We start from the raw sequence: 5,828 nt of genomic DNA on the forward strand, positions 1-5,828 counted from the left end.
TAATGGAGAAATCTAATCGGTATGTTATACCTGAGAGAAGAGTGAGGAGTTATCCAAGGGTTGTAAAAGGAAAACCTCAAAAATACCCAAGAAAAAGCCAGTCAATCTCTTAACTGACTGGCATTACTCCATTGGGGGTGCTTTTTTATTGCTATTTCTAAAAAATTTAAAGAACAAAAAATAACATCTTGTGAAGGAGGGACAACTGAACTTTGCGAGTGGCTCATCTAGTTTAATAAGAAGAATCATCAACAAAAGAGGAGGTACTGAGATGTTAGAGCAGCGACCTACCATGGAACTTTTTTTTGAGCAACTCGGCTTGGATTCAAGCCCGGAAGCAATCGATGAATTTATCAAAACCCATCAGATTGGGATGGACGTCCCCTTACATAAAGCTCCTTTCTGGACCAAAAACCAACATGATTTTCTGATTGGTCACTGGAAAGAAGATGATGACTGGGCAATTTTTGTAGATGTACTCAATGAGCAATTGCATATTGAGGCGGAAGGAAGTGGTTCTTGTGATCTACCTTCTTCTAAGCGTCAATAATATTTTCAAATCAATGAACTGATTATTTTTATGATGGAGTGAGCGAATGGTATTAGAACAGCAAGTGACTTTAGAATTATTATTTGAGCAATTAGGCTTGCCTGCTGATGAAGCATCAATTGATGAATTTACCAAAAATCATCAGCTACCATCAGACGTGATTTTGCCGGATGCAGATTTCTGGAATGAGGGGCAAAGCGCTTTTCTTCGCGAACACTGGCATCAGGATGATGAATGGATCGTAATCATTGATAAACTGAACCAGCTTTTACATGTCGAAAGTGATAAAGAAGGCCCTGAAAGCAATTAAAGTTTCTTTATACAAAAAGACACAACAAAACCTAGTCCTTTGACTAGGTTTTTTTTGTCTTATCTTATAAGTTAGTCCTATAAATAACTACAATATATCTGATATAAGGAGGGCATATGCTCGGGAAGAACCAACCATCCTTAGAACTGTTATTTTCTCAACTCGGCCTGGCTAACAGCCCGGCGGCAATTGAGCTTTATATACGTACTCATCAGCTACCTGCCCATATGTCACTGCATGAAGCACCGTTCTGGAATAAAGCGCAGCGTTCGCTGTTAATTAGTCATCTGGTACAGGATGATGACTGGGCAATCTGGATTGATGAACTGAATCAGCAATTGCATCTGGATGCAGATCGACGCCGTCTGGCTTGAGTCAATTAAATTAATTCATAAAAAATGCCTCATCAATGTGAGGCATTTTTATAAGAACAGATTTCGTTGTTTTAATGCATACGGCTACGCAGAATCTGAATAAACCATTCCAGTTGACGATATTCATCAAATGCCGGATGCTGGCCTACCAGTTCATGGTCAAACTGGGCCGTTTTACTGTATTTATTTAACCAGTGACGAGTCATGGCAGGCTCTTTCTTACTGGCAGATGCATAAGCCAGGAAGAAATAAATGTCCGCATGCTCATAATTGGTCATTGGTTTTAGAATCTGCTGGGTAATAAGCGCATAATGATCTTCTTTGGTCAGCTCAAAGTAGATCATATAGGCTTTGGCCAGGTGTAAAGACAGATTGATATACAAATCCAGTGGCATTTCTTCAAATTCAATCCGGCCTTGCTCCAGCAGAACAATCGCTTCTTGCAGGAAATGCGCCTGCTCTTGACGTAACTGACTGATGGTCACCAGTTGCAGACGAAGATCAGCCCGTTCAAGCGCCAGCTCAGGCGTATTGCCATTTAAAAACAGCTGATCTGTTTCACCAATGCGTGCAATGATCTCTTTGGGGGTTGGTCGCATGAACGCAGTCCTCATATCTCAATGATTGCTATATGAGGCTGAAAATTGAAATTTAAAGCGTTGAAAAAGGATTAGAGCAAACAGGTATCACTTCTTAACCAGGCGGTGATTGATAAACGTTGATGTTTGGCTTTTAAAACTTCATGCATTAAATCACTTTGGAAGAAGGCAATACGGTTTGGTTTAGGCTGGATAATATGCCATTGATCATTTTTATCCTGCAGATGTAGTTCGCCGCCCCAGTTATCTTGCCAATCATCATGCAGATAATAAACCGCAGAAATCATCCGGCCATTTTTGCCTTGAGGATTATCGCGATGCAGGGCATAGAACTCACCCGCGTTATAGCAGGCAAAATGGGCTTCCACATCTTTAATGCCGAGGAAGAAAGCGCGGTTCAGCTCATGACCTAAAGCCTGTAAGGTTTGCACATGCTGGTTAGAAATTTCCAGATCTTCATTGAGCCAGAGAATGTGATCACTGCGGATATTGCTGACTACGCCATTCTGAATGGCTGCATCACGAAAGCGTTCCAGATTACTGGTACATTCAGCAATCAGCTGTTCAACATAGGATGGGGCATAAGCATTGTCGATCATGCTAAAACCATGCTGATCTAGATCATCAATAATCTGATCAACTGGCCAGGTTGCCGGGAGTTGAACTGCTTCCATAGAAACTCACCTAGAAGGGTAAATTGGGGTCGCGCTATTCTATGTAAGAATCGGGTCTGAACGAAACTATTTTTCATGTTAAAATAGCGGTTGATATTAGGAATTAATGAAACATGAATTACCGTCACCATTACCATGCTGGCAACTTTGCCGATGTCATGAAGCATGTATTGTTGCTTCAATTATTGACTCGACTCAATGCAAAAGATAAACCATATCGCTATGTAGATACACATGGTGGTGCAGGTAAATATGATTTATCCACCTCTGAAGCGCAAAAGTCAGGGGAATTCCTGAACGGTATTCATCGTCTGATCAAGCTGGATGATTCGGTCAAGCGTAATGCGCCAGAAGGCGTACAACAATATTTAAAAATTGTTGAGAAAATGCGTGAAAACTTTGGTAAAGGTGCATATCCGGGTTCACCTTGGTTTGCACTGGAAGGCATGCGTGAAATTGACAAGGCCACCATTTTTGAAATGCAGCGTGATGTGTTCCAGCAGTTACGTCATAACATTTTTGACAAACGCGCCGGTTTGCATGAGCGTGATGCGTATGAAGGCTTGCTCGCAGTCATTCCACCGAAAGAAAAACGTGGTCTGGTGATGATCGATCCGCCGTATGAGCTGGAGCGTAAAGACTTCCCACAGCTGGTTGAATTACTGGTTGCTGCTTATAAAAAATGGCCGACAGGCGTATTTGCAGTTTGGTACCCAATTAAAGACCGTGCCATGATTGAACGTTTCGAGAAGAAAATGTTCAAGACCGGGATTCGCCGTCAGTTGGTATGTGAAATCTGTGTATGGCCAGATGATACACCAGTGGGTTTAAATGGTTGTGGTTTACTGGTGATTAACCCACCTTGGAAGTTCTCTGAAGATGCAGACGAAGCGCTGCAATGGTTATTCCCGCATTTGCGTATGCAGGAAAATGGCGGTCATGCAGCAGTTCGTTGGTTAGTAGGCGAATAATATTTTAAAGATCGGGTCATAGTTAGGATCGACAAGAATGACAAGTACAAATAAGCCGGAACACGAATCTTCGAAAGATTTGCCATTTGATGGCATCACCTTCGAGGTGGAAGAGGTAGAGCATACCCAGGAAGGGCAAAGAGTTAAGCGTCGAGGTATCTATCTGTGGCCTAACCTGATTACAACCGCTGCGTTGTTATCAGGCTTTTACTCGATTATTGCCAGTATGAATGGCGAATTTCAGCAAGCTATTTATGCCATTTTCTTGGCAGCTTTATTTGATGGTCTCGATGGTCGTGTGGCACGTGCGATTGGGGCACAAAGTCCATTCGGTGAACAGTTCGACTCACTATCCGATATGCTGGCATTTGGGGTGGCACCGGCTATTTTGATGTATAGCTGGGGATTAAGTGATTTAGGCCGTATCGGTCTGGCGGCTTGTTTTGTCTATACGGCTTGTGCAGCTTTCCGTCTAGCCCGCTTTAACGTTCAGATTGGAGTGGTGGATAAACGCTATTTTATTGGCGTTGCGAGTCCATTAGCAGCCGTCATTATTATTTCACTGGTCTGGGTAGGATTGGACTTCCCGGCTGTGTTTGATATTCGTGATTTTACTGTACAAATCATTAATGCTGCAATTATTGTAATCGTTGGCTTATTGATGATTTCTAATATCAAATACTATTCATTTAAAACCGTAGAGCGTAGACGGGTACCGTTTTTCGTGTTGCCGATCGCGGTGTTTATCTTTGCAGCGATGACTTATAATATTCCGGTAGGGATTCTCGTGATCTCTGTCATCTATGCCTTGTCTGGTTTCCTTACAACCTTTATGGCAAAAAGACAGAGTACCTTATAACAATATAAAAATAAGGAGTTTGAGATGCAGTTTCTTCAAGATTTTCTAGATCGTTCGAAACAGCTGAATCAGACTCCTGCTGTTTCCCAGCATAATCTTGCCTATCATGGGCCAAACCAGAAATATAAAATTATTCATCAGGGCCTGACGCTTCCTGATCTGCCTGCACCCCTTCATTATCTTAATTTTCTGAGTATTATTGGTCAGCCTAATGCACCGATGTTGGCTAACCCGAGTGCTATTCAAACCAATGCACTGGATACAGCCACAGTAATCTGTAGTACCAGTCCGCATATGGCGGGACAATTAAATTGCTATTCAATCAAAAAGGATTGCAAGTTTCAGTATGGCCTGTTTCAGTTTCTAGATCGTGAAAAACTGACCGGCGACTTTCCACATTTTCGTTTACAACGTTTTGATTCTGAACTGGGCTTTGATCTCAGCATCCATACGACCAATCTGATTTCACACTTTACCCAAATGCGCTTTGCACTGGCTGATCATTGGTCTTTGCTTTGTTATTGTCAGGGCACCTTACATTATAAAGATCAGAAATACCTTATCGAGAGTTTAGGTAGTTTTGAATTTGCACGAAGCTTTAATTTTCCCTATTTGCCTTTAGCCTTTCTGACTTATCAGATTATTAACCTGAGTGAAGGACGGCAATTATTGTTGGCACAAATTCGAGATAGTCTGAACAGCATTGTGCAGTCACGAATTTATCTGCGTGACTTGAAAAATATGACCAGTCAAATGTTCGATCAAAAAGTCTATTTCAAGGTGCATCGGGTTTATCCGAGTGTGACTACTCCAAATGGGCAAAAGATGTATCTGCCGCGTGAGTTTGAATGGTGCTATGAAGATGGCAAAGGAATGCAGATCTGGCTGCAGGGACAAAGCCGAGGAGATTTCAAATTTGGTCTGGCTGCGGGTTATGTTGGAAGCTTTAATTACGAAGTTAGAATTAATGGCGAGACTGAGCATGGGGACGGGGGCTACTGTGAATATATAGATTGCCGCTCCTTGCGCTTTCAGGAACACAATAAAAAAGAGAAATTATTAAGTACATTGGCCAATCCTATACCTTTAATGCTCAAAAAATAGGGAAAATCGGCATTTTTGTAGAAATAATAATCAACTGAAGTATTTTCTTAAAAATAGGGGTTGCGCTTGCTTGGGATTGGTCTATAATGCACATCCATCGGCGGTGATGAAGATTAAAACTTCTGATAAAACAGTAACTTAGCATGAGATGGTTGAGTTGGGTTTTAGAAAGAAAGTTTAAAAATAATTTTCATTACTGGTTGACTTTCTAGAGATAGAGAGTAATATAGCCGACCTAGCTTGCTACTGACGAAGTAGTGAGAAGATCATTAAGAGATTATGAAGAACAACTTGTGTGGATTTTTACTGGTTGATTGATCGAAATTATTTTCATTGATTGAATGGTAGAAATTACTCGAAGTTTATTTGAGAAATATTTGTCAGAAA

Annotated in this window: 8 protein-coding genes; 6 read left to right on the forward strand and 2 right to left on the reverse strand. The window is 41.3% G+C overall.

Going from position 1 to position 5,828, the window contains the following annotated elements; translation table 11 throughout:
* The first annotated feature begins 271 nt into the window (after nucleotides 1-271).
* The 3 genes from FTV12_RS15945 to FTV12_RS15955 all read left to right on the forward strand — a co-directional run bounded on the left by FTV12_RS15945 (nucleotide 272) and on the right by FTV12_RS15955 (nucleotide 1,234).
* On the forward strand, nucleotides 272-550 hold the full coding sequence (locus FTV12_RS15945) for a DUF2789 family protein (RefSeq protein WP_004786814.1): 279 nt from the start codon (nucleotides 272-274) through the stop codon (nucleotides 548-550).
* Nucleotides 551-596: 46 nt separating this feature from the next.
* Complete coding sequence (locus FTV12_RS15950; protein ID WP_005233812.1) at nucleotides 597-860, forward strand: DUF2789 family protein; 264 nt, start codon at nucleotides 597-599, stop codon at nucleotides 858-860.
* 116 nt (nucleotides 861-976) lie between these two features.
* Entirely contained in the window at nucleotides 977-1,234 is a 258-nt protein-coding gene (locus tag FTV12_RS15955) for a DUF2789 family protein (protein WP_104425715.1), read from the forward strand.
* A gap of 71 nt (nucleotides 1,235-1,305) precedes the next feature.
* Here FTV12_RS15955 and FTV12_RS15960 read toward each other — a convergent pair whose 3' ends face one another.
* Nucleotides 1,306-1,833, reverse strand: a complete 528-nt coding sequence (locus FTV12_RS15960; protein ID WP_180012347.1) for a hypothetical protein — start codon at nucleotides 1,831-1,833, stop codon at nucleotides 1,306-1,308.
* Nucleotides 1,834-1,904: 71 nt separating this feature from the next.
* Nucleotides 1,905-2,507 (reverse strand): 2OG-Fe(II) oxygenase, encoded by a 603-nt coding sequence (locus tag FTV12_RS15965; protein WP_159122608.1) that lies wholly within the window; start codon nucleotides 2,505-2,507, stop codon nucleotides 1,905-1,907.
* Nucleotides 2,508-2,620: 113 nt separating this feature from the next.
* Between FTV12_RS15965 and FTV12_RS15970 the strand changes: the two genes are divergently transcribed.
* From FTV12_RS15970 to FTV12_RS15980, 3 genes are read left to right on the forward strand one after another with little or no spacing between them, the layout of a single operon-like run.
* Nucleotides 2,621-3,478 carry a 23S rRNA (adenine(2030)-N(6))-methyltransferase RlmJ gene (locus FTV12_RS15970; protein WP_004786802.1) on the forward strand — a complete coding sequence of 286 codons (858 nt, stop codon included), beginning with the start codon at nucleotides 2,621-2,623 and terminating at the stop codon, nucleotides 3,476-3,478.
* A 37-nt stretch (nucleotides 3,479-3,515) separates the two neighbouring features.
* The gene (gene pssA, locus FTV12_RS15975) at nucleotides 3,516-4,337 is read left to right on the forward strand and encodes a CDP-diacylglycerol--serine O-phosphatidyltransferase (RefSeq protein ID WP_005233819.1); all 822 of its coding nucleotides are present in this window, start codon (nucleotides 3,516-3,518) and stop codon (nucleotides 4,335-4,337) included.
* Nucleotides 4,338-4,361: 24 nt separating this feature from the next.
* Nucleotides 4,362-5,441, forward strand: coding sequence for a DUF6670 family protein (locus FTV12_RS15980; protein WP_180012345.1), 1,080 nt, complete (start codon nucleotides 4,362-4,364; stop codon nucleotides 5,439-5,441).
* Nucleotides 5,442-5,828: the final 387 nt, after the last annotated feature.

The organism is Acinetobacter sp. YH12233 (genome assembly GCF_013417725.1).
In the GTDB taxonomy this organism is placed as follows: domain Bacteria; phylum Pseudomonadota; class Gammaproteobacteria; order Pseudomonadales; family Moraxellaceae; genus Acinetobacter.

What these genes read in the sequence shown, in the direction of transcription:
- FTV12_RS15980 (WP_180012345.1), top strand. Translation starts at nt 4,362, where the DNA reads ATGCAGTTTCTTCAAGATTTTCTAGATCGTTCGAAACAGCTGAATCAG.
- FTV12_RS15965 (WP_159122608.1), bottom strand. Translation starts at nt 2,507, where the DNA reads ATGGAAGCAGTTCAACTCCCGGCAACCTGGCCAGTTGATCAGATTATT.
- FTV12_RS15950 (WP_005233812.1), top strand. Translation starts at nt 597, where the DNA reads ATGGTATTAGAACAGCAAGTGACTTTAGAATTATTATTTGAGCAATTA.
- pssA (WP_005233819.1), top strand. Translation starts at nt 3,516, where the DNA reads ATGACAAGTACAAATAAGCCGGAACACGAATCTTCGAAAGATTTGCCA.
- FTV12_RS15955 (WP_104425715.1), top strand. Translation starts at nt 977, where the DNA reads ATGCTCGGGAAGAACCAACCATCCTTAGAACTGTTATTTTCTCAACTC.
- FTV12_RS15970 (WP_004786802.1), top strand. Translation starts at nt 2,621, where the DNA reads ATGAATTACCGTCACCATTACCATGCTGGCAACTTTGCCGATGTCATG.
- FTV12_RS15945 (WP_004786814.1), top strand. Translation starts at nt 272, where the DNA reads ATGTTAGAGCAGCGACCTACCATGGAACTTTTTTTTGAGCAACTCGGC.
- FTV12_RS15960 (WP_180012347.1), bottom strand. Translation starts at nt 1,833, where the DNA reads ATGCGACCAACCCCCAAAGAGATCATTGCACGCATTGGTGAAACAGAT.